Source organism: Streptomyces sp. 147326, from assembly GCF_045000215.1.
Lineage (GTDB): Bacteria > Actinomycetota > Actinomycetes > Streptomycetales > Streptomycetaceae > Streptomyces.
The window spans coordinates 1,464,004-1,490,770 of the sequence record NZ_CP134201.1 but is presented as its reverse complement, the minus strand read 5'-3'; the positions used below and the strand labels follow the sequence as shown (position 1 = coordinate 1,490,770).

Genomic DNA, 26,767 nt, shown 5'->3' with positions numbered 1-26,767 from the left:
CGGCTTCTGCGCGGTGCACGGCTTCTCTGCGGTGCACGGCCTCTATGCGGTGCACGGCTTCTGTGCGGTGCACGGCTTCTATGCGGCGCCGCCCTCCGCGGGGGCGTGGTAGCGGGGGCTCGTGGCGTGCCACTCCTTCGCCCCGCCCATCCAGTTCCAGATCCCCTCCAGGAAGCGGCCCAGCGCTGGTGAGCCGAGGGCGGCCAGGGCGGCCGACTCCGACTCGACGGTGTGCATGATCTCATCGTGGACCTCGGCCGTCAGGTTCACCGCCTCCTGGAGCGAGCAGTGCTCCTCGGCCGCGATCAGGCGGGGGAAGCTGGTGTCGCCGGGATCCTCCCGGGCCATCGAGTACAGGTCGTTGAGCAGGCAGGTGGCGACCCCCGCGTACATGTACGTGCGCCGCACCCGGGCGTCCGCGAACTCGTGCGCGGGGACCTCGTAACCGCCGACCGGATCGGTGAGGCCCATGCAGGGGAAGAAGCCGTTCTCGTACCGGTGCAGCAGGTACTCCCAGACCGGCGGCCGGCGGGCGGACGTCCGCCACTCGGCCTCGTGGTTGTACCCGACGAACATCACCGCCAACTGGTAGCGCAGGCGTGTCACCTGGGTCGGGGAGGCGAACTCGGCGAGGTGCTCCAGCGCGGAGCGGAAGGCGCGCAGCACGGGTTCGGCGTCCACCTGCTCCTCGAACCGCCGCTCGTAGCGCGGCGGCAGCCGCACCGGGTCGACCACGGCGTGCGCGAGCGCCAGGCGCGGGCCGATCAGCCGCGGGTCGGCGTCCTCCCCGGCGTCGGCCCAGTGGTCGTCGACGGCCCACTCGGAGAGCCCGCACCGGGCGGCCGCCAGCAGCCGGCCGGCGTCGTCGCAGTCGGGGTGCGCGAGCATCATCAGCCGGCCGAAGTGGCACGAGCGCAGCACGTCCAGGCGGCCGGCGTAGATCCCGATGCCGTCGGCCCACCGGACGAGTTCCTCGTTCACGGCGCCGGCCAGCGCCGGGTCGTCCCGTACGGCGTCGGGGCAGTACAGCGGGGGGATGACGATCCCCGTGCCGGTACGCGTCCCCGTACGGGCGTCCGTACCGGTGGGGCCGGGATCGGCGCGCGGGGGCGCGGCCCCCAGGCCGCTCCGGCCGCCGAGCAGCCGGCTCAGCACCTCCGCCGGACCGGCGGCCGCGGCGCCGGCGCGGCCCGGGGCGTGAGCGGGGGCGGGGTACACGGCTCCTGCCGTCATGGCTCCTCCTGCGGGTCGGCACACCCACCCATGGAGCGGGGGCGGCCCCCGGCCCGGAAGGTCCGGGGCCCGGTCCGCCCGTTGAAGATCCGGCGGCGTTGAAAACCTGCACGGGTGTACGCACGCCCGGGAGTTCGCACACGCGTGCAGGCCTTCAACCGCCGGGGATTTTCAACAGCCCCCGGGCCGGGGCGGCTACCGCGCCCGGCGCCCCGCGCCCCACGGTGAGCGTGCAGCACGCTCCGCGTGGACCGACGCAGGGAGGAACCCCGCATGACCGCAGAGGCGCAGCCACTCCTGGACCCCGCAGACGACCGGCAGCTGAGCCTGAGCACCGCCGCGGCCCGCAATCTCGCGACGACCACCAAGTCCGTCCCCCAGATGCAGGGCATCAGCTCGCGCTGGCTGCTGCGCATGCTGCCCTGGGTGGACCTGGGCGCCGGCACCTACCGCGTCAACCGGCGGCTGACCCACGCCGTCGGGCGCGGCCGGGTCTCCTTCGTCCAGGCCGGCGCGGACGACGTACGCATCCTCGCCCCCACCCTCACCGAACTGCCCGTCCTCAAGGGCTACGCCGAATCCGCCGTCCTGGAGGAGCTGGCCCTGCGCTTCGTCAAGCGCGACCTGCGCGCCGGAGACGTCCTGGTCGAGGCGGGCGCCCCCGTCGCCGAGGTGTTCATCATCGCCCACGGCCGCGTCGAGAAGCGGGCGTCGGGCAAGTACGGCGGCAGTGAACTCCTCGGCGTGGTCGCCGACGGGGACCAGCTCGGCGACGACGCGCTCGGCCAGGCCGACCCGCGCTGGGCGTACACCGTCCGGGCCGCCACCGCGGGCACCGCCATGGTGCTGCGGTGGAGCGCCTTCCAGGAGGTGCTGGGCCGCTCGGAGAGCCTGCGGACCCACCTGGATCAGTACGTCGAGAACGGCCGGCGGCCCGTCAACCGACGGGGCGAGGCCGACATCGAACTCGCCTCCGGCCACGCGGGCGAGGCCCGGCTGCCCGCCACCTTCGCCGACTACGAGCTGAGCCCGCGCGAGTACGAACTGAGCCTCGCCCAGACCGTCCTGCAGATCCACACCCGGGTCGCCGACCTCTACAACGACCCGATGAACCAGTTCGAGCAGCAGTTGCGGCTGACCGTCGAGGCGATGCGCGAGCGCGAGGAGTCCGAACTGCTCAACAACCGGGAGTTCGGCCTCCTGCACAACGCCGACTACGGGCAGCGCATCAGCACCTGGTCCGGCCCGCCCACCCCCGACGACATGGACGACCTGCTCAGCATGCGCCGGGGAACGGCCTTCTTCCTCGCGCACCCCAAGGCCGTCGCCGCCTTCCTCCGCGAATGCAACAAGCGCGGCCTCACCCTCGACACCGTGGACGTGCACGGCAAACAGGTGCCCGCCTGGCGCGGAGTCCCGCTGCTGCCCTGCGGCAAGATCCCGGTCGTGGGCGGCCACACCAGCTCGATCCTGGCCCTGCGCACCGGGGAGGACAACGGAGGGGTCATCGGCCTGCGCCCGGCCGCGATCCCCGAACAGATCGAACCGGGCCTCAACGTCCGCTGCATGGGCATCGACCAGAAGTCGGTCATGTCCTACCTGGTCAGCTCCTACTACTCGGTGGCGATCCTGGTACCGGACGCCATCGGGATCCTGGAGAACGCCGACATCGCCGCCGCCCGCTGCGACTGAACCCTCCCGTGGGCCGTGGGCCGTGGGCCGTGGGCCGTCGGCCGTGCGTCGGCGCGGCGGCGTAGTTCCGGTGGTGCGGGTGACGTACGTGCCCGGGCCCGGGCGCCCGGGAACGGTTGTCCGCACGCCGGTAATGGGCTCTACTGCTGTGCAGCCCCCGCTCGGGGCATATGCGCGGGAGGGACCAGGATGACAGCGGACCGTCGAACGGAGCACGGGACGGGGCACGGGAGGGGCCGCGGGAGGCGGCGCCCGACGCGCGCCTCCGGTGCGGCCGGCGCGCCCGGCGTGCCCCGGCCCGTGTCGCACCGGCGTCGGCCGGCCTTCCGCGGCCGAAGACCGCTGCTCGCCATGCTGCTGTCCGCCTTCTTCCTGGTCGGTGTCTGCGCTGCCACCGGCATCGCCTGGGACCCGTACAACGGGGCCTCCGTACAGAGCGGTTCGGCCCCGGCCGTCGACCTCCCGCCGGCCACCGGGCCCGACGGCGGCGCCGCGGCCGCAGCCACCGGCCCGGCCACCCCGCCACCGGCCGGGACCCCGGCGCCCACCAAGGGCGCGGCCGCCAAGGGCAACCCCGAGGGCGCCGTGGACACCGGGGCCGAGCGTCCCTCCGGGGCCCTGCCCTTCGACATGCCGCAGCCGGCCGCCCTGCGCTCCGGCGAAGCGGGCAAGAAGCTGGTGTTCGCCCACTACTTCACCCCGTACCCGCTCTCCCTCGACAACGCGGGCGCGGACAACGACTACTACACCCGCAACTACCTCGACCCCGACGGCGAGAGCGGGAAGCACGGCAGGTACGGCGGCCTGCTGCGCGACCGGCCGCTGCCCGTGGCGCCGAAGAGCGGCGACTGGGAGTACGCCAACCTCCAGCAGGAGGTGCGCACGGCCCGCGCGGCGGGCATCGACGGCTTCACCCTCGACCTGCTCTCCCTCTCCGGCAAGAACTGGGACCGCTCCAACCTGCTGATGGCCGCCGCCCGTTCGGTGGACCCGGCGTTCAAGATCATGCTGATGCCGGACATGACCTCGCTGAAGACCGACGACCCCCGCGAGCTCGCGAAGGCGATCGCCACGCTCGCCGACGCCCCCGCCGCGCACCGGCTCCCCGACGGCCGCCTCGTCGTCTCCCCCTTCAAGGCGGAGGCGAAGGGCGTGGCCTGGTGGACCGAGGTGATCGGCGCCCTCAAGTCCGAACACGGCATCCGCACCGCCTTCGTTCCGCTCTTCCTCGACTTCGGCGCCCACAGCGGGGAGTTCGCCCCGATCAGCCACGGGTTCTCCGAATGGGGCAGCCGCAGCTACGTCGGCCAGGAGAGCTCCACGCGCGACGTCCAGCGGGCCCACGGCATGGGCAAGATCTGGATGCAGCCCGTGTCGGTCCAGGACGCCCGCCCCAACCAGGGCATCTACGACGAGGCCGGCAACACCGCGACCCTGCGCTCCACCTGGACGCACGCCATCGAGGACGGCGCCGACTGGGTGCAGCTCACCACCTGGAACGACTACTCGGAGGGCAGCCAGTTCGCACCCTCCCTGCACAACGGGCACGCCTACCTGGACCTGAGCTCGTACTACCTGACCCGGTTCAAGACGGGCAGCTGGCCGAAGATCGTCCGGGACACCCTCTACCTCACCGCGCGCACCCAGTTCGCGGACGCCGACCCGACCGGCGACCAGTCGCTGGTGATGTCGCTGCGCAAGGGGAGCGCCCCGCCCCGGGACACGGTGGAGGTGCTCAGCTTCCTCTCCGGGACCGCCGTGGTCCGTACGACCGTCGGATCCGCCAAGGGCAGCCACGAGGCCCCGGCCGGAATCCACTCCCGGCTGCTGCCGCTGAAGGCGGGCACCAGCTCGGCGCAGATCGTCCGGGACGGCAAGGCCGCGGCGCGGGTCGACCTGCCGTACCGGGTGGACCACGCGGTGGAGGTACAGGACCTCCAGTACTACGCGGCCACGAGCGGCCGCGAACCGTAGGCCCCGGCGCCTGCCTCGCGGCTGTCGGGGGCTCCGCGCCCGAACCCTCCCGCAGACTTCGTCCGGGGGCTGACATGTAGCCCCGCCGGCGTGTGAGGCGCGGGATCTGGAACGCAGCCCCAGGGGCACGCGCGGCAGCGCGGCCCGTCGGTGGTGGTCTTCCGGCTTCGGCGGGCGCCGGGAGATGATCCGGGCGACAGCCGCGCCTCACACCCGGAGGTCAGATGCCCGAGCCGACACGTCCCGCCGATGCCGATCCCCCTGGTGAAATCCCCGCCGAGCCGCCCGCAGGGCACCCCGCAGGGTTCCCCGGTGGACCCGAGCTGTTCCGCCTGGACCCCCGCGTCGCCCACCTGAACCACGGCTCCTTCGGAGCCGTCCCCGTCCCCGTCCAGCAGGCCCAGGCCGCGCTCCGCGCGGAGGCGCACGCCGATCCCGACGCCTTCTTCATCGCCGTCCCGGACCGCCTCGCCGCGGCCCGCGCGCGGATCGCTACGCACCTCGGCGCCGACCCCGACGGGCTCGCGTTCATCTCCAACGCCACCGAGGGCGCCAACCTCGCCCTCGACGCCGTCCCGCTCGCGGGCGGCGACGAGATCCTGGTGACCGACCACGGCTACGGCACCGTCGTCGCGGCCGCCGCCCGCCGCGCCCCGGTCACCACCGTCGCCCTGGATCCCCATCTGCCCGACGAGGACGCCGTACGCGAGACGGTGCTGGCCGCGCTGACGCCCCGTACGAGGGTGGCCGTGCTCGACCACGTCAGCTCGCCCACCGCCCGGATCATCGCCTCGCCGCGGCTCCTCGCCGACCTGCGCGAACGCGGCGTCACCACCGTCGTGGACGGCGCCCACGCCCCCGGCATGCTCGCCGACCCCCTCGCCGGCGGCGCCGACTTCTGGTTCGGAAACCTCCACAAGTGGGGCTACGCGCCCTCCGGCAGCGCGATCCTCGCCGTCGCCCGGCAGCACCGCCACCGGATCCGCGCGCTCGTACCGTCCTGGGAGGACCGGCACGGCTTCCCGAGGTCCGTCGAGAACCGCGCCACCGCCGACTACACCGGCTGGCTCGCGGCTCCCGACGGACTGGACCTCATCGAACGCCTCGACGCGGCCAAGGTCCGCGCCCACAACAGCGCCCTCGCCGCCCACGGCGCGGCGCTGCTCGCCGGGATCCCCGGGCTCACGCCCCTCCCGCACACCGACGGCCTCGCCATGCGCGCCCTGCGGCTGCCGCCCGGAGTCGCCGAGACCCCGGACGGCGCCCGCGCCCTGCGCGAGGAGCTCGCGGCGCGGCTGCGCGTCCGTGTGCTGGTCTGGCCCTGGCCGGGCGGCGGCGGCATCCGTGTCTGCGGGCAGATCTACAACCGGCCCCGGGAGTACGCCCGGCTCGCCGCCGCCCTGCCCGAGTACCTCGCCCGGGCCGTCAGCCGCGCCTGAGCAGGTACGTGTCCATGATCCAGCCCTTGCGGGCGCGGGCCTCGGTGCGCAGCTCCTCGATCCGCCCCGCGACCTCCGCCAGCTTCCCCGAGACCAGGATCTCGTCCGGGGTGCCCACGTAGGCCCCCCAGTAGATGTAGAGGTCCTGGTCCAGGTGGGCGGTGAAGGCGTGCCGCGCGTCCAGCATCACGACCACGTCGTCCACGTCGTCCGGCCAGCCCTCGGCGAGCCGGCGCCCGGTGGTGATCTGGACCGGGCGCCCGACCCGGTTCAGATTGGTCCGGTGCCGCGCCAGCAGCGCGGAAATGCTGCTGATGCCCGGCACGACCTCGTGCTCGAAGGCCACCCGGCCGGCCTCCAGCACCTCGTCGAGGATCGCGAGCGTGGAGTCGTACAGGGAGGGGTCGCCCCACACCAGGAACGCCCCGGTCTCGCCGTCCGCGAGGTCCTCCGCGACGAACCGCTCGAAGATCTCGGCCCGCGCGCTGCGCCAGCCGTCCACCGTCGGTGCGTAGTCGGCGGGGGTCCGGTCCCGGTCCGGGTCGCGGCCCTCCACCAGCCGGTGGCCGGGCCGGGCGTGCGCGTCGAGCATCGCGCGCCGCAACCCGGTCAGATCCGCCTTCTCCTCGCCCTTCTCCAGGATGAGGAATGCGTCCGCCGCGCCGATCGCCCTGACCGCCTGGAGGGTCAGATGGTCCGGGTCGCCCGCGCCTATGCCGATCACTGAGAACTTCTTCACCCGGCTATTCTGCCCGTCATGCGTGTCGCCCTGTTCGTCACCTGCGTCAACGACGCGCTGTACCCGCGGACCGGCATCGCCGTCGTACGTCTGCTGGAGCGGCTCGGCGTCGAGGTGGACTTCCCGGCGGGCCAGAGCTGCTGCGGGCAGCCGCAGTACAACACCGGCTACCGGCACGAGACGGAACCACTCGTCCGGCGTACCGCGGAGGCCTTCGCCGGCTACGCGTACGTGGTCACTCCCTCCGGGTCCTGCGCCGCGATGATCCGCGAGCACTACCCGCGCATCGGCCGGAAGGCGGCCGCCGAGGGGCGCGGCACGGCGCTGGCGGACGCGGCGCGCTCCCTGGCGCCCCGCGTGTACGAGCTGACCGAGTTCCTCGTCGACGTGCTCGGGGTGACCGACGTGGGCGCCTACTTCCCGCACAGCGTCACCTATCACCCGTCCTGTCATGGTTTGCGCGGCCTTGGTCTCGGGGACCGGCCGCGGCGGCTGCTGGCCGCCGTCAAGGGCCTGGAGCTGGTCGAGCTGCCGGGCGCCGAGGAGTGCTGCGGATTCGGCGGCACCTTCGCCGTCAAGAACCCGGACGTGTCCACCGCGATGGGCACCGACAAGATCACGGCTGCCGCGGCCACCGGTGCGCAGGTGCTGTGCGGGGCGGACAACTCCTGCCTGGCCCACCTCGACGGCCTGCTCCGCCGCGCGGACGCCCCGCTGCGGACCGTGCACCTCGCGGAGATCCTGGCCGCGACCGAGGAGGAGCCGCTGTCGTGACCGGCGTCCACCTGGGCATGCCCGCCTTCCCCGCCTTTCCCGGGGCGGCCCGTGAGGCCGTACGGGACGAGGTGCTGCGCGCCAACCTCCGGCACGCCACGCACACCATCCGCGACAAGCGGGCCCGGGCCGTCGCCGAACTGGCGGACTGGGACCGGCTGCGCGCCGCGGGCAAGGCCGTCAAGGATCACACGCTGCGCCATCTCGACCACTACCTGCTGCAGTTGGAGGAGGCAGTGACGGCGGCCGGCGGCACCGTCCACTGGGCCGTCGACGCGGACGAGGCCAACCGGATCGTCACGGACCTCGTCCGGGCCACGGGGGAGCGGGAGGTCGTCAAGGTCAAGTCGATGACCACCCAGGAGATCGGGCTCAACGAGGCCCTGGAGGCCGCCGGGATCGCGGCGTACGAGACCGACCTCGCCGAGCTCATCGTGCAGCTCGGCCGCGACCGCCCCTCCCACATCCTGGTCCCGGCCATCCACCGCAACCGGGCCGAGATCCGCGACATCTTCCGTGCGGAGATGGGGAACTGGGGCCGCCCGGCGCCCGAACCGCTCGGCGACGACCCGCGGGAACTCGCCGACGCGGCGCGCCTGCACCTGCGCGAGAAGTTCCTGCGCGCCAAGGTGGCCGTGTCCGGCGCCAACTTCATGGTCGCCGAGACGGGCACGATGGTCGTCTTCGAGTCCGAGGGCAACGGGCGGATGTGCCTGACCCTGCCCGAGACCCTGATCTCGGTCGTGGGCGTGGAGAAGGTCGTCCCGACCTTCCGGGACCTGGAGATCTTCCTCCAGACACTGCCGCGCTCCTCGACGGCCGAGCGGATGAACCCGTACACGACGATGTGGACCGGGCTGGGCCCTTCGAGAGGGGCGGCCGGCGACGGGCCCTCCGCCTTCCACCTCGTCCTCCTCGACAACGGCCGCACCGACACCCTCGCCGACGAGACCGGCCGGCAGGCCCTGCGCTGCATCCGCTGCTCCGCCTGCCTCAACGTCTGCCCGGTCTACGAGCGCGCCGGCGGGCACGCCTACGGCTCCGTCTACCCGGGCCCCATCGGCGCCATCCTCAGCCCCCAACTCCGCGGCACCGGCAGTGAGATCGACGCCTCGCTGCCCTACGCGTCCACCCTGTGCGGGGCCTGCTACGAGGTCTGCCCGGTCGCCATCGACATCCCCGAGGTCCTGGTCCACCTGCGCGAACGGGTCGCCCAGGGCGGCCCGGTGACCCGGGACGGCGTGCGGGTACGGATCCGCCCCGCCCACGGCCACACCGCCGAACGGGCCGCCCTGCGCGCCGCCCGGCTGCTCCTGGACCGTCCGGGGGCCCTGCGCGCCGGGGAGCGGCTGCTGGCCCGGGCCCGACGGCTCGCGCCGCGCAGGCTGCCCGGCCCCGGCCGGGCCTGGACCGACACCCGCGAGCTGCCCTCCGTACCCGCCGAATCCTTCCGCGACTGGTGGACCCGAGAACGGGGGAACCCGCAGTGACCAGCAAGGACCGCATCCTGTCCCGCATCCGCCGAGCCCTGCTTCAGCCGGCACCCGGGCCGGCACCCGGGCCGGCATCCGAGCCCGGCACCCGCCGCGGCCCCGGCCCCGGATCCGGGGTGGCACCCGTCGCGGCGGACATCCCCCGCGACTACCTCCGTGTGCACGGCGACCGCACCCCGGCCGAGAGCGCCGACCTGCTGGCCGCCCACCTGTCCGAGTACCGTGCGAAGGTCCACCGCACCGACGGGGCGGGCCTCCCGGAGCTCCTCGCCGGCCTCCTGGCCGCGCGCGGCGCCCGGACGGTCCTCGTCCCGCCCGCCCTGCCCGCGCACTGGCTCGCGGCCGCCGACGCGGCCCTCGTCCAGGACCGCGCCGAGTCCACCCCGTACGAACTGGACGCCGTCGACAGCGTGGTGACCGGCTGCGCCCTGGCCGTCGCCGAGACCGGCACGATCGTCCTGGACGGCGGCCCGGACCAAGGCAGGCGCCGCATCACCCTGATCCCCGACCACCACGTCTGCGTGGTCCGCGTCCCCGACCAGCTGGTCGACTCCGTTCCGCAGGCACTCGCGCGCCTCGACCCCACCCGCCCGCTGACCTGGATCTCCGGCCCCTCGGCGACCAGCGACATCGAACTGGACCGGGTGGAGGGCGTCCACGGCCCCCGCACCCTGGAGGTCGTCCTCCTCGGCGCACAATAGGGGCCATGTCCTCCCACATCGCCCTCACCGCCCTGGTCGTCAACGACTACGACGAGGCCATCGACTTCTACACCCGCGCCCTCGGCTTCGACCTCGCCGAGGACACCGCGCGCCCGGACGGCTCCCGCTGGGTCGTGGTCCGCCCGCCAGGCGCCACCGAAAGCGCCCTGCTGCTGGCCCGCGCCAAGGACGACGCCCAGCGCTCCCGGGTCGGTGACCAGACCGGCGGCCGCGTCGGGTTCTTCCTCTACACCGACGACTTCACGCGCGACCACACCCGGATGACCGCCGAGGGCGTCCGCTTCCTGGAGGAGCCGCGCCACGAGGCGTACGGCTCCGTCGCCGTCTTCGAGGACCTGTACGGAAACCGCTGGGACCTACTCCAGCCCGCCGCCGGCTAGCCGCGGCGCCTCCCGTACGGGATCGACCGCCGGGCCGCCGGCCTCCACCCGGCCGGCCAGCTCCCGCGCCCACCGCACCAGCCCCGGCACGTCGATCCCGTACGCGTCCCCGTCCAGCCCGTCGATCCCGGCGGCCCCGCGCCGCAGCAGCCGCGCCCCGCCGACCGCGTTCCCGCGCGCGGCGTGCGTCAGCCCGACCGCGAGCTGCGCCAGCCCCCGCCAGAGCGGGGCGCCGTCCTCGGGCCCGGACTTCCAGGCGTCCTCGAACACCTCGTGCGCGTGGAACGGCATCCCGGCGTCCAGCAGCCGCTGCGCCTCCCGCACGGTCTCCCCGGGCGAGCGCACCACCCCCTCGGGCTGCCGCTCCACCCCGGCGTCCCCGTAGGGCAACGGCCGCCCCAGCCCATCCCTGGGCCGCGCACTCCGCGCCCGTCCTTCGTCATCCCGATCCCGTGCGTTCACCTCCCCATCCTCCCCCCACGCCGATCACCGGTGCATGGACACCCCCCGGCGTGCGGTAATGTTCTGCATGTGCCGCCGAGCACGGGGAAACCCGCAGGTCGAGGGCACAACGGGACGTGGCGCAGCTTGGTAGCGCACTTGACTGGGGGTCAAGGGGTCGCAGGTTCAAATCCTGTCGTCCCGACTCGAAAGAGTCGCAGGTCAGGGGCCTTTCAGAGCAATCTGAAACGGCCCCTTGATCATTTTTGGGGACCAGTTGGGGACCAGCGCGCTTGACCGCGTCAGTTGGTGACGACGAGCGGTACCGGTAGCGACCTCGGGGCCCGCGGCACGCTCAGGTGGGCGGAGAGAGCGGCGCCGGCGGCGGTGATCTTGTGCACGTCGGGGTGCAGGTAGCGCTGCGTGGTCGCGAGTGAACCATGCCCGGCGATCTTACGCAGGACGTGCACCTGGACCCCGGCGTCGGCGAACCAGGTCAGGCCCGTGTGCCGGAGGTCATGCCGGCGCAGGTGCTCGTACCCGAGCTTGGTGACCACCTCGTCCCACCCGCGGTGCTCGCGGCGAAGAGGACCACATCGCCCCAGCCCCGGTAGTTGTCGTACGAGGCGGCAATGAGGGCTTCGGCCAGCTTTACCAGCATCTCCCAGTCCGGCAGAGCCAGTGCGCGCGGGTCGAGGAGTTCGTCCTCCGCCTGCTTGTACAGCTTCTGCCACCCGGTGACGCGGGCCGGGTTGACCTTGATGATCCCGTCGCGGACTGCTTGCGCCATGACGTGGACCAGGACGGCAATGGTGTTCTTCCGTCGGGCGGCCTAGCTCGTCGGCGATCCAGTTCTGGACGGTGCGGTCGACAGCTCCGTTCGTGATCATTCGCACGGGAAGGTGCCCGAGCGTGGGAGTCGCACGCAGCCGCCATCCGGACAGATGGGGGTCGCGGGTTTTCAATTTCGAGCCCCGTAGGGCCAGTTCGATGTTGGCGTCGCAGTACTCGGTGAGCTTCATGGTGGCGAGCGATGGGCTGAGGCCAGCCTGCGCCGCCTCGATGATGGCCTGGATCCATGCCTGCGCCTCTTCTTCGCTGTCCTTTCCCTCGGAAAGGGACTGCCGACGCTTGGTGGTCGGATCGAACCAGCGGACACGGGCTCGGTACGGGTTCGCTCGATTGGGGCGATATTCGATGTCGGTGGACAGCCGTACACCAATGTCGTGGACCCTGCGCCTTGGTTCACTGGATCGGCACCAGGGTGGCCGTTCGAACTGGCATTCCCAATCCGGTCGTTCACCTCGTTCAAGGGACAGAAGAACTTCACGGGCGAGTACTGGGCAGCGACGTCGCGGGCCCAGGTGGGCTACGAGTCATGGGTCGAGCGGGATGCGGCGGTGGCCCTGGACTTCGACCCTGCCGTCGTCGCTCTGGCGTCTCAGCCCTTCCAGTTGGCCTCGACGGACGGCCGGTGAGGACGCGAGCACACCCCGGACTACTTCGCCCGGCTTGTGGATGGCACAGGTGTCGTCGTGGACGTCCGTCCTCAGGACCTGGTCGGCTGAGGTCTCGCGTTCACCGCGCGAGTATGCGAGGCCGGTGGGCGGGCAGTTCTGCCATGTCGGCGACCTGGGACAAGCCCTATCGCGTGAACTTGCGCTGGCTGGCCCGCTACCGCCACCGCCGCTGTTTCCAGGCACCGGTGCTCCCTTGCCTTCGTGGGCATAGCCGCAGCCCTCATCTTGGCCCGCCCCCCGTCCTGTGGTGCGTCCTGCGCGTAGCGGGGCTATGGGCGGCACACGCGGCCAGCAAAGTAAGAGTGATTTATTAGGCCATCCAGTGATTTGAGTATGCAATGGCGTTATCGGACGCTACCCGGCGACATTTATGAGTGTGTAGAGCCACTTTGCCCTGCTCGTTCGGGCCTGGACTCATGTGAGAAGTGTGGAGAATTTGGCGACGTCGTCGATGTGGCGTGGCGCGCGGGCGGCCGGCACAGCCTCCGCTGCCGTCGCTGTGTTCCCTCGTCTGGGCGACTGGCCCGGCCATGCTCTTCGCGGGGCGACAGGAGTGGTCCCACCCGGAGGCGGTAGGGGTGGAGCAGCCTCGTGGCTCGAAAACCATTGACCACCGAGTTCTCCGGGCGGCTGCGACACCTGCGCGAGCGTCTCAGGTTCATCGAAAACACGGGGCGGTCTTCAAGGACGGAGCCGGCGCGTCGCCGATTCCCACGGCCTCGTGCCCGGCACGTGCTGTCGGCCGTCGCCGTCCTGTGTCTTGCCCTAGCGGGTTGGATCGTGGGCACCGGTCTGCTTGCCCGGACGGAGTTGCTGGCCGCTCAGCGGTCGCTGGATACGCTGCGGCACTCGGTCGTGGATACGACGGGCAACGCCGCCTCGGGGGCAGCGATGAGCTCTGCGGCGGCGCACGCCGCCCGGGCGCATCGCCTGACCACCGGACCCGCCTGGTATCTCTTCGCGCAGGTGCCGTTCTTCGGCCGACCCGCGGAAACGGTTCGCGGCGCGGCGAGCGCCGCCGACCGGTTGACTCACGACGTACTCCCGCCGTTCGCGCGCATCGCTCCCGAACTCGCCGATGACTCTAGTGAGGGCGGTAGGGGAGCCCTGCTGTCCGCCTTCGGCGGCAAGGCTCCGGCTCTCGAGCGGGCGGCGCGGGTGGCCGCCGAGACGCGCGCGAAGGCCGGCCGTCTTCCCCGTACCACCTGGCTGCCGGCGGCCGACCACGCACGCACGCAACTGTTGGGGTTGCTCGACCGGATTGCCCCCGTCACGTCTGATGCCGCTGTGGCCGCCCGTGTGCTGCCGGAGATGCTGGGGGAACAGGGGCCTAGACGATATTTCGTCGGCGTCCAGAACACGGCGGAAGCCCGCGGCACCGGCGGCATGCCGGGGGCCTTCGCCGTGCTCACCGCAGAACGGGGCCAACTGCACTTCGAGACCTTCGATAATGACGACGGGGTGACGGGTGGCAGTCCTGTGGTCGATCTGGGATCCGAATACAACGCCCGCTATGCTCGGTACCAGCCCACCCGCTTCTGGGCCAACTCCAATCTCAGCCCGCATTTCCCCTACGCCGCCCGTATCTGGGCGGCAACCTGGCGCCAGCGCAGCGGCAAGAGGGTGGACGGGGTCATCGCCCTGGACCCCACCACCTTGGGCCGATTGCTGCGAGTGGCGGGCCCGGGACGACTGCCTGACGGCACGGCGCTCACCGGCGACAACATGCTGGACCTCACGGAGCGCACGGCCTACGCACGCTACTCCGACGACGCGACGCGCAAGGCGTTCCTCCTCGGGGTGGCGCGCACGGCAGTCACCACCCTGGTGGACGCATTCCACGATCCGCGACGGATTCCCGGACTGCTCAAGGCGGCGTACGGTGACGCGGCGACTGGACGGCTGAAGGTGTGGAGCGCCCGGGAGAACGAGCAACGTCTGCTGTCGACCCGTCCGTTGAGCGGCACGTTTCCGCAGGAGACCGGTTCCTTCGCCGGACTCGTCGTCAACAACGCTGCGGGCGGGAAGCTGGATTACTACCTGGAGCGAGAGCTGAGCTGGGTTCCGGGCCGCTGTACGCCGCAAGGTCGGCTCGTCACCGCTCGGATCACTCTCACCAACCGGGCGCCGAGGTCGGGGCTTCCTGCCTACGTCACCCAGCGAAGCGACAAGCCGGCGTACCCCATCCGGCCGGGAGACAACCGGGTGCTGGTTTCCTACTACGCCAGCACGGGCGCACAGCTCACCGGTGCGGCCCTCGACGGCCGGACCGCCTTGGTGGGCATCGGCGAGGAACTCCGACACCCGGTCTACACGCTGGACCTGGAACTGCCCGCGCAGCGCGCCCGTACCCTGACGCTTCAGCTCCTGGAGCCGGTCAGCGACCATGCGCCCGTGCTGTGGCGCCAGCCGCTGGTCACACCGCTGCGGGCTCATGTGGAGCCGTACCCGGCGTGCGGCGACTGACGCCGGGCACCACAGAAGGCAGCGGTGACCGAGGACGCGGAGGAGTCAGCGGACCTGTGCTCCTCCTGGGACGGCGTCTCCTCGACTTTTCCGGGCTCCGCTCGCCAAGGTGGCGTAGACGTTGTCGAACCATGCGGCGGTGGAGGCAACGTCCACCGAGGTGGTGTCGGCGAGCGCTCGGGCGGCGAGCGCGGAATGAACCTCGGGCCGCATGGCGCGCAGGATGCCTTCCGCCAGACGTTGTGGTGAACCGGGCTGGACGAGGATGCCGTTGTCGCCGTCGCGGACCAGGTCGGGGATTCCCCCTACCCTGGTGGCCACCACCGGCACAGCGGATGCCAGTGCCTCCATGACCACCACGGGCATCGCTTCGTAGTGGGATGCCAGAACCAGGGTGTCGGCAGCCGCCACCAGCCGGCCGGCCTGCTGAATCCGTCCCAGATACGGCATCCGGTCCTGTAGTCCGCGTCGGCGGATGTCCGCGAGCACCTGCTCGCGCAGAGGGCCGGCCCCGGCCAGGACGAACAGCGCGTCAGGACGCCGCTCGAGTACCAGAGCGGCTGCTTCGACCAGCAGCGCGTGGTTCTTCACCGGACGGAAGTTGGCCACGAAAGCCAGCACGAAGGCGTCCGCCGGGATCCCGAACTCCTCCCGCACCTTGTCCGCTCGTTGCGCCCAGCTGCGCTGCGCGGCCACGTCCACCCCGTGGATGCGCGTACGGACCTGGCGAGCGCCCCGCACGGATCCGGAGGCGGCCACTTGTGGTGAGACGGCCACCGTCAGATCGTCAAGGCGCCGCGTCGGCCGTTCGAGCAGCCTCGTCAGCGGGTGACACCGCACATAGTGCACCGTCGAGATCAGTGCCGGGCGCGGGCGCATTAGGTGCAGGGCGGGGCGCAGCACCGCGGCGGGCAACGGGGAGTGAACATTGACCACGTCCGGAGCCAGGCGGCGCACGGCACGGAGCAGCCCGAGGTAGCGCAGCCTCCGCGGACAAGACCGGAGATCGACGAGTGTCACTCCGCAGTCCCGGAGTGCATCCACCAGTTCCTGCGTCTCGGCTTGGAGGAAGACCACGGTGTAGTCGCGGTCGGACCGGGGCGCCCTGCGCAGGCGTTCGACCAGAAGGACCTCGGCACCGCCGACGTCGAGGGTCTTGATCACTTCGCAGATACGCGTCGTGGTCATCGAGCCGCCTTCCGATGCCGACGAGGCCTTGCGCCGTCGCGGGTCAGCACCATAGGTGCTGAGTGGCGCCCGAATATGAGGCCTTGGCCCGGGCGCGGGTTTTTCGCGGAAGCATCACCCGAATGCCGCCTCTTCTACGACATCACTGCGGTGCGACCGGAGTGCCCGCTGGCGGGGACAATGTGCTGGCCTTCTGGGCTTCCCGTGAATGCGGCACACCCATCGGCCGGACCGCCCTGTGGTGGCGTCCGGACCCACCACTGTGTCTCAAGCGGAGTGCTGTACGAGCAACCCCGTTGGCCAGGGCCCCGGCCGGGACCGCGACGCGCGGCGAAGCGGTGGCCACAGCGGGGACTTTGAGCAGTAGCCGCACCGTCCCGATCCCCACCGCGGAGGCGGCGAGGAGGGCGATGCCGGGAGCAAGCAACCCGTAGGTCACCAGCATGGCGGCCAGACAGCCCACCACAGCGAACGCGCTGAGTGTCCGGACGACCTGCGGCACCGTCAAGCCCATGCGCCGCAACCGGTGGGCGATATGGTCCGTGCCGCCTTGCAGCAGGGGCCTCGACTCCCGGTAGCGGGACAGCATCACCAGCGTGGTGTCCAACGTCGGAACCAGGGTGGCGAGCAGCAGACTGGCGGGTCCGGACAGGCCGGCGGTGTCATCGTGGCGCACCATCATCGCGGAGGCCAGCGTGAAGCCGAGGAAGAGGGAGCCGGCGTCACCGAGAAAGATCCGTGCCGGATTCCTGTTGTGGAACAGGAAGCCGAGACAGGCTCCGGCCAGGGCCGCCATCACCACACTCAGGCCGTCTGGATCGCCTGCCAGGGCAGTCAGGCAGAAGAATCCGCCGATGACGACGGACAGCGATGACGCTGCGCCGTCCATGTTGTCCAGCAGGTTGAACGCATTCGTGATGAAGACGATCCACAGGACGGCGAGCACCGCGTCGACCGCGCCGCCGAAGACGGTCGGATGCCCTCCTGTCACCACCACCAGCGTGGCGGTCGACGTCTCGACGAACAGCCGGATCTTTGGGCCCAGCTGGCGCAGATCGTCTATGAGCCCGAGGACGCACACGATGGCCGCGCCGCCGAGCAGCACTCCGAGAACCGGGTCGAAGACACCCCGGGCGAGCGCGACGGCCGTACCTGCGGCAAGGGTGGCGAGCGCGACGGCGACACCGCCGAGATAGGGCGTGGGCCTGGTGTGCGCCTTACGGGCGCTGGGACGGTCGGTGATCCCATGGCGCAGGGCGAAGCGCCGCATTGGTTCCGTCAGCAGCCCTCCGAGCAGCAGGGCCGCGACGCCTGCTCCGGCCATCGGCAGTGCTGCGCTGATGCCGGTCACCGTCCCGCCAGAGTGGTTCCGGGAACGGGCCCGTCGGTCACGGGGAGACGTTGCTCCGGGGCGCCCGGCACGTGTGCGGACTGGATGTCGCGCCGTGCGGCACGGGCGTCCGCGATCGCGTCCGCGAGCACGTCGGCGAGGCTGTGCCGGGGCTGCCAGCCCGTCACTGCGCGGAGTTTCGTGGTGTCGGGGACTCGTCGTTCCATGTCCTCGAAGTCCGCTCCGTATGCCTCGGCGTACGACAGATGTTCCACCCGTGAGACGCTTCCGGTCTCGGCGATGATCCGGTTGGCGAGCTCGAGGATGCCGATCTCGTCGTCCACGCCGATGTTGAAGGTCTCTCCCACCGCCTCGGGATGTTCCAGCAGGAGCAGCATCGCCGCGACGGCGTCGGCGACATGCAGAAAGCAGCGTCTCTGGCGGCCGTCCGCATGGATCGTGAGGGGTTCCCCGAGCACTGCCTGCCGGGCGAATCGCGGAATGACCATTCCGTACGCCGGACTCTGGCGGGGTCCCACGGTGTTGAAGAACCGGACCACGGTCGACCTCAGCCCTCGCTCGCGGTGGTAGAGGCAGGCCATGATCTCGTCCACCGCCTTGGCGGTGCTGTACGACCACCGGGCCACGGACGGGCTGCCCAGGATGCGGTCGGAGGTCTCGCTGAGCGGTCCGGAGGAATTCTTCCCGTAAATTTCCGAGGTGCTGGCGAGGAGAATCCTGCGATCGTGGCGCTGCGCGGACTCGATGACGGTCTCGGTGCCCTTTGTGTTCGTGATGAACGACCTCAACGGCTGCTCGACGATGAGTTTGACCCCTACGGCGGCAGCCAAATGGATGACAGTCTTGCACTCCTGCACCAGCTCGTCGACGAGCGGCGCATCCAGCACGGACCCGTGGACGAAGCGGAAGCGCGGGTTCGCCCGTGCCTGGGTGAGGTTTTCCTGCCGTCCGGTGGTGAGGTTGTCGAGGACTACCACACTGTTTCCGTCGGCCAGCAGTGCGTCCACGAGATGGGAGCCGATGAAGCCGGCTCCGCCGGTGACCAGGTACTTCGAACAACGATCCATGTGCGGCGTCACTCCGGTTCGGGTGGTGTGGTCGGGTCGCGGTTCCGAGGATCTCGATCACATTGCCGAGCCAACGGTCACCTATGCGATGAATAGCGGAGATTGGAAGTTCGTCGGGTGATGACGGAACGCTCGGCGAGTCTGCCGTTACGGAATGCGGGTGAGTTCGGTCGGACACATCCCGAGGGTGCGCGTCGGAGCTGCCGCGCATGCGTCAATAACTCTGGCATATGCCGATTCCTCAAAAACATCGGAGTGATGAGGGTGCGTCAGAGCAGCCACACCGACAGGCGCAACCTGATCGTCGTAGGATTGGGCTACGTAGGCCTTCCGCTGGCCGTCCGGGCGGTCGAGGCGGGATATTCCGTCCTCGGCGTGGATACCGACGAGTTGCGCGTCAAACGCCTGGGCGCCTGCGACTCCTACATCGAAGGCGTCGACGACGCACGCCTCATGGCCATCACGGACAGCGGCCACTTCCGTGCCGCCACCGACTACGACGCGATCGACGGTTTCGACGTATGCGTCATCACCGTGCCGACACCTCTGCGTGAGGGTGTCCCCGATCTGAGTTTCGTGGAGTGCGCCGGTCGGAGCATCGCCCCCCACATCTCACCCGGCGCCACCGTGGTCCTCGAGTCCACCACGTATCCCGGGACGACCGAGAGCCTGCTGCTGCCGCTGCTGGAAGCGGGCAGCGGACTGAGGGCCGGAGCGGATTTCCACCTCGGCTACAGCCCCGAGCGCATCGACCCGGGCAACCCCGACTGGCACCTGGAGAACACGCCCAAGGTGATCTCCGGAATCGACGACGCGTCCCTGCGCAGCGTCGAGAAATTCTACGGCGACATCGTGGAGCGGACTGTGCCGGTGAGTTCGTGCCGAACTGCCGAGCTGACCAAGCTGCTGGAGAACACCTACCGGCACGTCAACATTGCGATGGTCAACGAAATGGCCATGGTGTCCCGACAGTTGGGTGCCGACATCTGGGAGGCCGTGGAGGCCGCCAGCAGCAAGCCGTTCGGCTTCATGCCGTTCAGACCGGGTCCCGGCGTGGGCGGACACTGCCTGCCGGTGGACCCGTCCTATCTGTCGTGGCAGGTCAAGAGGCTGCTGAAACAGGATCTCCGATTCATCTCCCTGGCCAATGAGATCAACGATCACATGCCGTCCCATGCCGTCTTGCGGATCACCCGCGGACTGAACGAACGTGGTAAGTCGGTCAAGGGCTCGCGCGTACTGCAACTCGGGCTGGCCTACAAGAAGAACACGGGCGACATCCGTGAGTCGCCGGCCCTCGCCATCGCCCGGTCGCTGCTCGATCTCGGCGCCCGGCTGGTGGTGGCGGAGCCGCACACCGACTCGTACCTCGTTCCCCCGCAGATCACCCGAGTCGAAGTCACCGAGGCGGAGGTCCGGGCGGCCGACGTGGTCGTCGTGGCGACCGACCACGATGCCTTCGACTACGCGCTCATCGAAGAGGCCGGTGCCTACGTTTTCGACACGCGCAATCGCTGCCGGGGTGAGCGTGTCGAGATCCTCTGACCCGTGCGCGTCCGCGCCCTTCCCGGGCCGGGGAGGATCCGGGCCGACCGGATCCTCCTGATCCGCCGAGGCCGGGACGACTTCGCCAGGTCAGACCGGCCGTTGGGCGGTTGCGGTAGAAGGACAACCGACGCCCGCCACACGCGCCGAGTGACGAGGAGGTACAGCAGCAGGTGAGACGTACACCGTCAAGGGCGGCGCCGCTGGATGCCACAGGCGCCGGGACCGACCCCGGGAGATGGGTGAGGCGCTTGGCGAGGCGCCTGCCCTGGCAACGGCATCTGAGGACCTTCGGCTCGCTCACCGCCGCCAGCCAGATCGAGGCGGCACTCTCGTTCGCCACCACCGTCACACTGGTCCGGCTGGTCGGGAGCACTGAGGCGGGGGAGGTGCTTCTGGCCCAGGCCATGGCAGCGGTCTGGTTCCTGCTGTGGGATCCGCGCTTCGAGGACGCGCAGCAGCGGTTCGTTCCCATGGAACAACGTCGCGGCCCCGGTCACGGAACCCGGCTGTACTGCCGGCTTCTCCGGCTGGACATCCGGGCCGGGCTGCTGGCCACGGTCTTGGGCGTGGCGGCGGCGCTGGCCGCCGCGGCCCTCGGATGGATCCCCGCCGAACGGCTGCTGCTGCTCGTGCCTGCCGTGCTGGCGGCAGGAGCGGCCACGCCCTGGGGCAGTGCATCGGTCGGTTTCGCGATCTCCGACCGACTTGAGCGGCTCGGAGTGATCCGCGTGGCGCTCGCCGTCTTCGGCTTCCTCGTGACGCTGACGGCATTGATGACGGCCGGCACGGGCGGCTACCTGGTGGCCACCGTGATCACCGGCCTGGTTTCCACCGTATCCGTCACCGTGATCGCCTGGCGGCAGGTGAGGCAGGCGTGCGGCCCTCCCGCTGACGGCCCCGCTCCGATGCCGGCAGGCTTGTTGCCCTTCCTGGTGAAGAGTTCGGCGACCCAATCCGTCTCCCTGGCCTCGGACAGCGGCGTCTCCCTTCTGGCCGGACTGCTCGGTGGCCCCACCCTGGTGACGTACCTGAAAATCGCCGGCGCTCCGGGCCGGCTCTTCGGGAGCGTCGTCAACCCGGTGGCGTCACAGCTCTACCCGCGTCTTGCACGGGCCGGAGCCCATGGGCGCCGATGGGCGGTGATGCGCGACGTCCGCCGCTGCAGTGCACTCGTCGGCGCCATCGGACTGGTCGCGGTGGTGGTCGCGGTTCTCCTCCTTGGCCTGCTGATCGGCCTGATGTACGGCTCCCAGTACACGATTCTGTCCACGGCGGCGGTGGTCATGCTGGCGGGGGCCGCGCTGCGTGGCACGGCGATCTGGTCCAAGGTCCTGCCGTCGGCTCTGGGCTTCCCCGGTGTCAGGCTGGTCTTTCTCACCGCCGAGGGCGTCTGTCAGCTCGGGATGCTGGCCGCCGTCATTCACCTCTGTGCCGGTGCGTCGGGCAGGACACTGGCCTGGGCATGGGGAAATCTGGGCCTCATGGTCCTGAGCACGGCCGGCTGGTTCATCGTGCTGAGGTGCCTCACCCGGTCGATGTCGGATCCGGGTGTCCAGGCCGGGCGGGGTCCGGTGGGCACCGGCTCCCGAGTCCATGAGGTCGGCGCGGCCCGCGGCGGAGACCACTGAGTTCCCGCCCGCGAGGCCGCCGTACATCGGCTCCGCTACGCGTACACCGGCAGGGAGCGGAACCATCGGACGGTCTCGGCCAGTCCCTCCTCCAGCGGAACCGCCGCGAGAGCCGGGAAGAGAGTGCGGAGCAGTCCGTCGTCGGCCTGCGAGTCGCGCACGTCGCCGCGGCGGGGGTCCTCGTGGCGGATGTCGATCGCCAGCTCCAGCGTCTTGGCGAGGTGATGGGCGAGCTCCAGGACGCTGATCCGGGTGCCGAAGGCCAGGTTGACGGGGCTCGTACTCGTGACCTTCCGCAGGACGGCGTCTGCGAGTACCCGGGCGACCGTTCCGACGTAGGTGAAGTCGCGGGTCTGGTGACCGTCGCCGAAGACCGTCAGCGGCTGACCGCGCAGCGCGGCGTCGATGAAGGCGGGAACGACGGCTGCGTAGGCGTGTCCGGCAGGCTGCAGCGGGCCGTAGACGTTGAAGAACCGGAAAACGAGGGCCGGAAGGCCGAAAGCCGATCCGTAGGCCAGCGCATAGGCCTCGGTAGCGAGCTTGCTGGCGGCGTACGGGCTGAGGGGACGCGTCGGCAGGCCCTCGTGCTTGGGCAGGTCGGCGACTGAGCCGTACACCGACGACGAGGACGCGGCGACCAGGTGGGTGTTTCCGCGGCGGCACGCTTCGAGGACGCGCATGGTTCCGGTGGCGTTGACTTCGTGGCTGGCGAACGGATCCGCCAGGGAACGCGGCACGGACGGCCGCGCGGCCAGATGGACCACCGCGTCTGCCCCGGCCACCACGGCCTCGAGCAGTTCGCGGTCGAGGATGCTGCCCTCGACCAGCTCCACGTCCGTGCCCGCGAGATTGGCCGCTGTACCGGTACTCAGGTCGTCCAGGGCGACGACCCTGCCGATGGAAGGGCGGGAGGTCAGTTCACGGCACAGGTTCGCTCCGATGAACCCGGCGCCTCCGGTCACTACGACGTTCAACGGTTCGTACCTTTCAGTGGGGGTCCGGCCACCAGCCGTGCTCCACGGCGATGGAGGCATAAAGGTCGTGGGTGTCCTGCACCAGGCGCTCGGCCCCGAACCGCTGCGCTGTCCAGGCGCGGGCCTCCTCGCCCATCCGGCGGCGGAGCGAGTCGTCGCCAAGAAGCCTGACGGTATGGCGGGTGAGCTCGTCGGCGTCGCGCCGGGCCAGAAGCCCGGTCCGCCCGTCCTGGACCACCTCTGCCACGCTGCCCACGTTCGTTGCCACGGCGGGCACCCCTGCCAGCCCCGCCTCGATGAGGCTGACCGGCATACCCTCGTTGTCCGATGTGAGCAGCACCATGTCCGAGGCGGCGTAGACGGTCTCCACGTCGGCGCGCCAGCCCAGCAGGTGGAGCGAGTCGCGCAGATCGCCGGCCGCTTCCAGATCGCCGCGAAGGTCTCCGTCCCCGCACACCAGGAATCGAGCGGCCGGAAACGCGTGACGCACCTCTCGGGCCACCGACAGGAACCGGTCGGGCCGTTTGATCCTGGTCACCCGCCCGACATAGGCCACGACGAGGCTGTCCTCCGGGAGGCCGAGCTGTTTGCGCGCCTGCGAGCGGCCCGGAGCAGCGGCCGGCGTGGTGCCGGGCGGCACCACGGCGTACTGCCCGGGTCGGCCGATGCCGGCGGCCAGGAGGTCGTCGCGGACGCTGCGTCCCACCGCTACCAGCCGGTCGGTGACGGTCGCGAGGCTGCGCTCGGCCTGCACCACCAGGTGGGTCTTCGCCGGTGAGAAGTAGCCCTGCAGGAGGTGGCCGTGGAAGGTGTGCACGCGTACCGGCACCCGCGCGAGCACGGCCGCCATACGTCCGAGTGCTCCCGCCTTGGCGGTGTGCGTGTGCACGATGTGTGGCCGGAACCGGCGCATGGCGGCGGTCAGTGCCGACAGGGCACGCAGATCATCGGTGGGCCGTACGGCCCGGCCCAGGGTTCGCACCGGGCAGACCTGCACATGCGGGGCCCGCTGCTCCACGTAATCGGCCTCGTCCGGGCCCACGAAGCCTGCGAAGAGCCGGTGGTCGAAAAGCTCGCTGTCGAGCCCCCCCATGAGTGTGGAGACCTGGAGGGCCGGACCGCCCACGTTCATCCGGGCGATGACCCTCATCACCCTGATCCGAGAGGGAGCCGCGTCGTGGGTGTGACCTCGGGCAATCACCATTCAGCCTCACCGCGTTCCTGGCCTATCGCCGAGTCGGGCACTGATACAAGCTCACGGCGAGCACTCATGGTGACCTGACAGGACCAAGCGACGACACCGGCGCGCCGCCTGCACGGTGAGGGACACACCTATGGTCTAGTAGCGACCTCGGGGGAAATAGCGATCGTCCCGGTCGGGCCGTGAGACGAGAAGAACCGCAGGGGTTTGGTGCGTTGTGAAGCGCGTGCGGTCTGTTCCCATCCTGCCCCGTCCGGTGTCTCCCGCGCACATTTCGACGAGTTGTTCCCTGAACTCGCCGGACCTTGGGAAGCGGCCCGCCAGTCCGCGCTGCGTGCGGCACGGGGTGGCCCGCGCCGACGGGCTGAAGGAGCTGGGCGCAAGCCGAAGCTGGTCCTTTTCGACCGGCTGCTGGTCACCCTGATCCACCTGCGCCGCCAGTTGCCGCAGGCGGTCCTCGCCGAACTCCTTCGCCGTGGACCGCCCCGCCGTCGCCGAGGCCGTCCGTCGGATCCGTCCGCCCCTCGCGGCCCGCGGGTTCGCCGTACCCGACCGGGCGGGACTGCGGCTGAAGACGGTGGAGGACGTCTTCGCCTACGCCGAGGCCGAGGGCGTCGAGCTGCGGATGGACGGGGTCGAGACCCAGGTCCGCCGCCACTCAGGCGGGGCGCCCGGGCCGCCGGGCGCTCGTCTCCGGCAAGCGCAGGCAGCACACCGTCAAGACCACCACGTTCAGCGACGGCCGGGGCCGCATACTGCTATCCGGCGCGGTCCGGCCGGGGACCGCATGCATGATCAGACCGGCTTACGCACCGAGGGCATCGCCGAGCAGTTCCGGACCCGCCCACGGTCAAGGCCCGCGTCGACTCCAGTACCAGGGGGCTGGCCAAGGAGTTCCCCGACCAGGTCAGCGCACCGCCGAAGTAGCCCGCGGACGAGGCGTGCGGCGGGTATAAGTACGCTTGGCGGGAGGCCAGACGTCCAGTCCTCGGCCCGGATCTGCCTCGGGCACACCAACGCCGAGCTCCGCCAGTGGGCGCCCCTGCGCAGGTTCAGCCGGACGGCGCGCCTACGCCGAGACCCACCACGCGATCGCCGGTCTTGTCCCCGACCGATCCGCCCAGCGGGCCACCCGCCGACAGACGGGCACCGAGCTCGTCCTCACCCGCGGCACCGCGTGCTGATCACCCACCAGCCGAACTGCCAGGCCAACACGCCCAGGTCTCGATTTCCCCCAAGGTCGTAAACGCCCGCGCGCCGAACGACCGGTCATCGACCATTCCAGCGCCAGAATGTTCCCTCAGGGCGTTTTCACCCTGCTTCATGTCAGATCACCAGAGACAGACGATCCACGCGTGATGCCGTTGCCGCGGATCGCGGAGGAATCCAGTGAGGCGGACCGCAATCACGCTGACCGGTTTGAACGTGGTCGGCACCATCGTCCCGGTGTTCTTTGCCCTTCTGGTCTGGGCCGGGCGGACCGAACTCGCCCTCAGCATTCTGTTGCCCTCCGCAGCGGTGCTGTTCATGGCCATCGCCCCGCCCTGGCTGATTCTCCTCATGACCGCCGTCGTCGTGGTGATCAGCCCGACGGCGTGGCCGCACCTCGGCGTGGTTGGGGGAGCCGACGTCTATCTCGGCGATGCACTCCTCGTGTTGTTCAGCCTGGCCGGGCTGCTGCGCATCCGTGATCGCTCTGGCAGGCCCGTCCTCGGCGCGGTCGGTGCGTTCCTGCTCTACGGGCTGGTACGCGACGTCCTGGGCGGGCACGCCGAGAGCACGATGACCTTCCTGCGCATCATGGAGCCCGTCATGGTCTGCGCGGCCGTAGGACTGCTCCTGCCCCGCGGGTTCGACCTGTGGCGCACTGCGCGCTGGGCACTGCTGGGCGTGCTGGCGACGGTCCCCCTCTTCGGGGATACACGGATCCGCTGGTCAGGCCTGCCCGGCGGCCCCAACGACGTGGCTCTGGTCGCTGCGGTACTGGTGGTCCTCGGCGTCGCGGCCACCAGCAAGCCGCTCAGAGCACTGTTCGTTCTGAGCGGTCTGTGGGGGCTGGTCGGAACCCGCGGGATCACCGCGTCGTTGGCCGCACTTGCAGGAGTGGCCGTGCTCAGCCTGGGCCGGCGCCAGCAGGCGCGGAGCGGGGAAAGGGGCTTGCTCCACCCACTCACGCTTGCCTGTGCGGCGACGGTTGCCTGTCTGGCGATTCCGAAGATCCGTCCCGACCTGGACGTGACCCTCTACGTGCACACCACTCAGGCCCAGTCCTTCTGGTCCGCCATGGCATCGACCAACCCGCTGATCGGCGGGGGCTGGTCGATTGTGGACAGCGAGGCGCTGGTGAACGCCTACCGGCACACCTACCTCCTCGGTCTGCACAACGTGTATCTGGACATGGCCGTCTTTCTCGGCATGGTCGGGATGGGCCTGTTCCTCTTCGTACTGTGGCGCGCATGGCTCACCTGCGACCGGCTTACCCGCGCGGTACTTGTCGTGGTAACGGTGTGGTTCAACACCACAGGCGCCTTTCCGGGCGTGGGCTGGGGGATCCTCGGCCTGGTGGTGGCGGCCTGTGCCGGTCGGGCGTCACGGAGTGCCGCCTCGGGCGGCGTCGCGCCGCCCGAGGCGGTCACCGACCCAGCGGCACTGGTACCAGTGGTGAGACCTGTGGCGGTGAATCGCTCGAGGCCGGCCCTGGAGACGTCGGACACGTAGCAACAGCCAGAGGCAAGCCGCTCTTGGTGTGCTCCGCAGTCTTCCAGGGGTAAGCCGCGAACTGCGCATACGCCGTTGGGGTGCAGCGGCTTTCCCGAGCGGCCCGTCGGCGTAGCCGTCCGGCTTCGCTGTGCGACGCTGAGGCAGACGCCGCGATCTCGGGGGCCCGGATGCACAGCACAGATCGGCGGGCTGCCGTCCGGCGGCCCGCCCAGGAAC

21 protein-coding genes and 1 tRNA gene are annotated in these 26,767 nt (G+C 70.7%); 12 read left to right on the top strand and 10 right to left on the bottom strand.

Features of this window, described 5'->3' with window-relative positions; translation table 11 throughout:
- Positions 1 to 78: 78 nt before the first annotated feature.
- Entirely contained in the window at positions 79 to 1,233 is a 1,155-nt protein-coding gene (locus RIU97_RS06810; RefSeq protein ID WP_404954159.1) for a family 2 encapsulin nanocompartment cargo protein terpene cyclase, read from the bottom strand.
- Positions 1,234 to 1,506: 273 nt separating this feature from the next.
- Between RIU97_RS06810 and RIU97_RS06805 the strand changes: the two genes are divergently transcribed.
- The 3 genes from RIU97_RS06805 to RIU97_RS06795 all read left to right on the top strand — a co-directional run bounded on the left by RIU97_RS06805 (position 1,507) and on the right by RIU97_RS06795 (position 6,338).
- Positions 1,507 to 2,925 carry a family 2B encapsulin nanocompartment shell protein gene (locus RIU97_RS06805; protein WP_404954157.1) on the top strand — a complete coding sequence of 473 codons (1,419 nt, stop codon included), beginning with the start codon at positions 1,507 to 1,509 and terminating at the stop codon, positions 2,923 to 2,925.
- Between the two features lie 300 nt (positions 2,926 to 3,225).
- A complete protein-coding gene (locus RIU97_RS06800; protein ID WP_404954155.1) occupies positions 3,226 to 4,899 on the top strand; it encodes a glycoside hydrolase family 71 protein in 1,674 nt (557 codons plus the stop codon).
- 224 nt (positions 4,900 to 5,123) lie between these two features.
- Entirely contained in the window at positions 5,124 to 6,338 is a 1,215-nt protein-coding gene (locus RIU97_RS06795; protein WP_404954153.1) for an aminotransferase class V-fold PLP-dependent enzyme, read from the top strand.
- On the opposite strand, the gene cobF is transcribed toward RIU97_RS06795, so the two are convergent.
- The gene (gene cobF, locus RIU97_RS06790; protein ID WP_404954151.1) at positions 6,325 to 7,077 is read right to left on the bottom strand and encodes a precorrin-6A synthase (deacetylating); all 753 of its coding nucleotides are present in this window, start codon (positions 7,075 to 7,077) and stop codon (positions 6,325 to 6,327) included. The two genes, RIU97_RS06795 and cobF, sit on opposite strands and share 14 nt — an antisense overlap.
- A gap of 18 nt (positions 7,078 to 7,095) precedes the next feature.
- On the opposite strand from cobF, the gene RIU97_RS06785 reads away from it, so the two are divergent.
- The 4 genes from RIU97_RS06785 to RIU97_RS06770 are packed head-to-tail and all read left to right on the top strand — an operon-like array spanning position 7,096 to position 10,446.
- A complete protein-coding gene (locus RIU97_RS06785; protein WP_404954149.1) occupies positions 7,096 to 7,851 on the top strand; it encodes a (Fe-S)-binding protein in 756 nt (251 codons plus the stop codon).
- A gap of 17 nt (positions 7,852 to 7,868) precedes the next feature.
- Positions 7,869 to 9,341, top strand: coding sequence for a lactate utilization protein B (locus RIU97_RS06780; protein ID WP_404962775.1), 1,473 nt, complete (start codon positions 7,869 to 7,871; stop codon positions 9,339 to 9,341).
- Positions 9,338 to 10,045 carry a lactate utilization protein C gene (locus RIU97_RS06775; RefSeq protein ID WP_404954148.1) on the top strand — a complete coding sequence of 236 codons (708 nt, stop codon included), beginning with the start codon at positions 9,338 to 9,340 and terminating at the stop codon, positions 10,043 to 10,045. Before RIU97_RS06780 ends, RIU97_RS06775 begins: the two co-directional genes overlap by 4 nt.
- 5 nt (positions 10,046 to 10,050) lie before the next feature.
- A complete protein-coding gene (locus RIU97_RS06770; RefSeq protein ID WP_404954146.1) occupies positions 10,051 to 10,446 on the top strand; it encodes a VOC family protein in 396 nt (131 codons plus the stop codon).
- Here RIU97_RS06770 and RIU97_RS06765 read toward each other — a convergent pair.
- Complete coding sequence (locus RIU97_RS06765; protein ID WP_404954144.1) at positions 10,423 to 10,908, bottom strand: DUF309 domain-containing protein; 486 nt, start codon at positions 10,906 to 10,908, stop codon at positions 10,423 to 10,425. The two genes, RIU97_RS06770 and RIU97_RS06765, sit on opposite strands and share 24 nt — an antisense overlap.
- Positions 10,909 to 11,018: 110 nt before the next feature.
- On the opposite strand from RIU97_RS06765, the gene RIU97_RS06760 reads away from it, so the two are divergent.
- Positions 11,019 to 11,092: transfer RNA gene (locus tag RIU97_RS06760), tRNA-Pro, on the top strand.
- A 97-nt stretch (positions 11,093 to 11,189) separates the two neighbouring features.
- Here RIU97_RS06760 and RIU97_RS06755 read toward each other — a convergent pair.
- Together RIU97_RS06755 and RIU97_RS06750 are read right to left on the bottom strand one after the other, a co-directional pair.
- On the bottom strand, positions 11,190 to 11,444 hold the full coding sequence (locus RIU97_RS06755; protein WP_404954142.1) for a tyrosine-type recombinase/integrase: 255 nt from the start codon (positions 11,442 to 11,444) through the stop codon (positions 11,190 to 11,192).
- Positions 11,384 to 11,677, bottom strand: a complete 294-nt coding sequence (locus RIU97_RS06750) for a hypothetical protein (RefSeq protein ID WP_404954140.1) — start codon at positions 11,675 to 11,677, stop codon at positions 11,384 to 11,386. Before RIU97_RS06750 ends, RIU97_RS06755 begins: the two co-directional genes overlap by 61 nt.
- A gap of 1,510 nt (positions 11,678 to 13,187) precedes the next feature.
- Here RIU97_RS06750 and RIU97_RS06745 point away from each other — a divergent pair.
- Positions 13,188 to 14,873, top strand: a complete 1,686-nt coding sequence (locus RIU97_RS06745) for a DUF4012 domain-containing protein (protein WP_404954138.1) — start codon at positions 13,188 to 13,190, stop codon at positions 14,871 to 14,873.
- A gap of 45 nt (positions 14,874 to 14,918) precedes the next feature.
- Here RIU97_RS06745 and RIU97_RS06740 read toward each other — a convergent pair whose 3' ends face one another.
- From RIU97_RS06740 to RIU97_RS06730, 3 genes are all read right to left on the bottom strand, one after another.
- Positions 14,919 to 16,061 carry a glycosyltransferase gene (locus tag RIU97_RS06740; RefSeq protein ID WP_404954136.1) on the bottom strand — a complete coding sequence of 381 codons (1,143 nt, stop codon included), beginning with the start codon at positions 16,059 to 16,061 and terminating at the stop codon, positions 14,919 to 14,921.
- Positions 16,062 to 16,203: 142 nt separating this feature from the next.
- Positions 16,204 to 17,412, bottom strand: a complete 1,209-nt coding sequence (locus RIU97_RS06735) for an MraY family glycosyltransferase (RefSeq protein ID WP_404954134.1) — start codon at positions 17,410 to 17,412, stop codon at positions 16,204 to 16,206.
- Entirely contained in the window at positions 17,409 to 18,479 is a 1,071-nt protein-coding gene (locus RIU97_RS06730; RefSeq protein WP_404954132.1) for an NAD-dependent epimerase/dehydratase family protein, read from the bottom strand. The genes RIU97_RS06735 and RIU97_RS06730 overlap by 4 nt, the downstream gene beginning before the upstream one ends.
- Positions 18,480 to 18,737: 258 nt before the next feature.
- On the opposite strand from RIU97_RS06730, the gene RIU97_RS06725 reads away from it, so the two are divergent.
- Entirely contained in the window at positions 18,738 to 20,024 is a 1,287-nt protein-coding gene (locus tag RIU97_RS06725) for a nucleotide sugar dehydrogenase (protein WP_404954130.1), read from the top strand.
- Positions 20,025 to 20,275: 251 nt separating this feature from the next.
- A complete protein-coding gene (locus RIU97_RS06720; protein ID WP_404954128.1) occupies positions 20,276 to 21,655 on the top strand; it encodes a hypothetical protein in 1,380 nt (459 codons plus the stop codon).
- Between the two features lie 35 nt (positions 21,656 to 21,690).
- Here the strand turns inward: RIU97_RS06720 and RIU97_RS06715 are convergent, their stop codons facing one another.
- A complete protein-coding gene (locus RIU97_RS06715; RefSeq protein WP_404954126.1) occupies positions 21,691 to 22,629 on the bottom strand; it encodes an NAD-dependent epimerase/dehydratase family protein in 939 nt (312 codons plus the stop codon).
- Between the two features lie 13 nt (positions 22,630 to 22,642).
- Positions 22,643 to 23,779: a glycosyltransferase gene (locus RIU97_RS06710; RefSeq protein WP_404954124.1), complete on the bottom strand. Its 1,137-nt coding sequence runs from the start codon at positions 23,777 to 23,779 to the stop codon at positions 22,643 to 22,645.
- Between the two features lie 1,470 nt (positions 23,780 to 25,249).
- Here RIU97_RS06710 and RIU97_RS06705 point away from each other — a divergent pair.
- Positions 25,250 to 26,548, top strand: coding sequence for a hypothetical protein (locus RIU97_RS06705; RefSeq protein WP_404954122.1), 1,299 nt, complete (start codon positions 25,250 to 25,252; stop codon positions 26,546 to 26,548).
- Positions 26,549 to 26,767: the final 219 nt, after the last annotated feature.